Annotated in this window: 3 protein-coding genes; 2 read left to right on the forward strand and 1 reads right to left on the reverse strand. The window is 37.7% G+C overall.

Annotation, left to right across the window (positions count from 1 at the left end):
* Positions 1-698, forward strand: a 698-nt coding sequence (locus V7137_RS28420; RefSeq protein WP_335701165.1) for a PLP-dependent aminotransferase family protein, incomplete at its 5' end; no start/stop codon positions are given.
* Between the two features lie 323 nt (positions 699-1,021).
* Here the strand turns inward: V7137_RS28420 and V7137_RS28425 are convergent.
* Complete coding sequence (locus tag V7137_RS28425) at positions 1,022-2,131, reverse strand: lactonase family protein (RefSeq protein ID WP_335701166.1); 1,110 nt, start codon at positions 2,129-2,131, stop codon at positions 1,022-1,024.
* A 319-nt stretch (positions 2,132-2,450) separates the two neighbouring features.
* Between V7137_RS28425 and V7137_RS28430 the strand changes: the two genes are divergently transcribed.
* A partial coding sequence (locus V7137_RS28430) for a hypothetical protein (RefSeq protein ID WP_335701167.1) occupies positions 2,451-3,046 on the forward strand: 596 nt, incomplete at its 3' end.

Here is a 3,046-nt window from a genome sequence, read left to right on the forward strand (position 1 = left end):
CTCTTGGACATTGTTACTCGAATAGCGAAAAGAAAAAAATCGTTGAGTTAGCTGAAAAATACGATGTATATATAGTGGAAGATGATTTTTTAGGTGACCTTGACCCAAATGCAAAATCAGATCCTTTATTTTCTTTTGATCCTTCCGGGAGAGTGATTTATATTAAAAGCTTTTCGAAAATTTTCCTCCCAGGGTTAAGGATTGCTACTGTCGTTCTTCCTTCATTAATGATTAACCATTTTTTACGATATAAATTTTGTTCGGATTTTAATAGTTCAGCACTTTCTCAAGGTGCACTAGAAATCTATTTAAAAAGTGGTATGTTTAATAGCCATCTCAAAAAAATTAAAAAGGTATACCATACTAAAATGCAAATCCTTCAAGAAGCCTGTGAATTATTGCTTCCGGCTAATACTCATTTTTCTAAACCGACTTCAGGATTCTATCTATCCATCACTTTGCCCGAGAATGTGACAGCCAAACAGGTAGTTCATATGCTAAACGAGCAGCATATATTTGTTGATGATGCCTCTAGAATGTTTTTGCCAGTATATAAAAAGGAAAATCTCCTTCGATTAAGCATCTCTCAAGTGAACGAGAGTCAAATTAATCTAGGCGTAGAGCGATTAGCTCATTGTATTGCTTTAATTAACAGTCGAAAAAATCATATTACTCCAAATAACTTTTTACTCTTTTAGTATGGGTGAGTTTAGATAGAGGGTAGTATCAGGATTATGCGGATTTCCAACTCTAAGAAAATATGCTCTAAACGGTTGTTTATGTCACTTAGAATATGAGCAATCATTTAAGACATATTTCCTCTCTCCAAATCAAAAAACTTTTAAATAAAAATAAACCCTCTCAAAACGATGATTTTTGAGAGGGTTCTTCAATTAACATGCATCCTAAGTAATGAAAACTGATTTGTTAGTACCTTATAATAGCCGCCAGTTTGTCGGCAGCCTTGTTTTTAGCAACTCCTCATTTTTCGATTCCTCACAGTACGGTGAACCCAATAGAATCAAAGAACAGCTAAACCTTGCGACCCAAAGTAAGGAAAGTTAGTCCAGGCAGCTACCTGCAATCTTACTAAACTACCATCATCCTGGATATTAAATACTGACACTGTACCCTGATTTCCGTTAAGGGTGTAAAAATGCCGTCCATCTTTACTCACTCCAACATCCATTGGAAGACCTGGTGCTGTACCTGGCGGTGTACTGGTTATATGCCTTACCACCGACAGTGCTCCATTTGGATCGATTCGGTAGGTGGAGATGGTACCGCTTAAGGTGTTGGTAATATATGCAAAACGTTCATCTCTCGTAGTTACAACCCAGCAAGCGGTCTGATATCCGTTCGGTATAGACCCGCTGATCACATGAAGGGTACCGTCGCTGCTCATTGAATAGGATGACAGCGCATTTGCAATTGCTTCCGTAACTAAGAGGATTCCAGAGGATAGAAAATAAGCTCCCAATGGTCCTTGACCGTAAGAATCATTAACGATTGGTCCTGTAACCGTACCATTTTGATTTACATGGAATACACTGAGATGGTTTGATGTAAGCTCGGAGACAACGATTTTACTTCCATCAGGAGTGAAGAGAACCTGAGCGGGCTGAGCATTGAAAGTGCTGAGAGAATGGGTGGATCCGGGAATAGGAGTAAGGCTTCCGTTATCATCTATGTGAAAACCAGTGATATTTGATGCAAAATTATTTGCGGCATGACCTACATTGGAGACATAGAGAAGATTACCAAACACACCTACGCTATTGGGCTGAGCACCTCCTGATGGCTTTACATCCACGAGAACAGGTGCTCCGTTTTCGGTTATGATGAAACTACTGATACTATGGCTGCCTGCGTTAACTGCAAGTAACAACCGACCATCACGGGACAAAGTTAGGGCGCCTTGTGACGCTAAGGGGTCGACTCCATCGTTTGCTGTTGCAGTGGAAACTTCCTTTGTACCAGTACCTCTTCCATAAGTTGGGTAGGAACCTACAAAGGTTAGCATTCCATTCATGTCCACGTAAAAGGAAATGATTTGATTCATTACTTCATTATTGGTCATCATGTACACCATACTCGTACGCGCACGAAAATAATTGTTCTTTATCTGCATTTTATGACTCTCCTCCTTTCATAATTTTATATGGTTCTTTCTCCATTTAAATTCCCTAAATGGGTGCCAATTGGTTTACAAACGGAGGTGGACGATGATCCACTTATCCAACCATCCATATAAGAAAAATGACTTCAGAAACATATAAAGAAAAAATTGAATTTTATTAAACCGAGTTATTGTAACTATTCTTTAAAATCTTGCCTATTTTTCTCTTAAGTTATTAGTAAACAGGCTGTTTTATTAGGACAACTTCATCCCATGATACATATACATGCAGTGTAAATATGATTATATAATTTAAGGAGGAGAATTTTTTTTGAATAAAGACCTCAGGAAATATTTTCAAGAAAAAGTAATCAAGGTTAATCGAGGCGGACCAGAATCCAGAATTGGGAAGTTACTGGATGCAAGTTACGATTTTATCACCGTTCTCACGGAAGATGATGGGGTCGTTTATTACAACACTCACAATATTAAAAGTTTTACAGAAAATCTGAAAGAGCCGTTTAAATTCGACGTTGATGTTCCGAAGGATTTCGAATTTAAAAAAGCTAATAATTTCAAAGACCTGCTTAAATCATTGGAATATTGTTGGGTAAAAATCAATCGTGGCGGTCCTGAGACGGTCGAGGGTGTCCTCTGTGAGGTAAAAAATGATTTTGTTTATGTGGTCAATAATGCGGACATCGTTCGCATTGCCATTGTCCACATTAAAAATGTTAGTTATGGAGTGAAAATTGAAAAGGCTGAATCGAAAGAACATGAGTCACGTCAAAAATTAAACGATGAGAGTGAAAATAACAACCATAACACCAATAGTAGCCCTAAGAGAATTTCACAAAAATCACGTCAAAAATCAAACGATGAGAGTAAAAATAACAACAATATCACCTATAGTAGCCCTATTGCTAC

The sequence above is a fragment of the Neobacillus drentensis genome (genome assembly GCF_036962765.1).
Classification (GTDB): domain Bacteria; phylum Bacillota; class Bacilli; order Bacillales; family Cytobacillaceae; genus Neobacillus; species Neobacillus drentensis_C.

Coding starts and splice junctions, on each gene's coding strand:
- V7137_RS28425 (WP_335701166.1), bottom strand. CDS start 2,131: ATGCAGATAAAGAACAATTATTTTCGTGCGCGTACGAGTATGGTGTAC.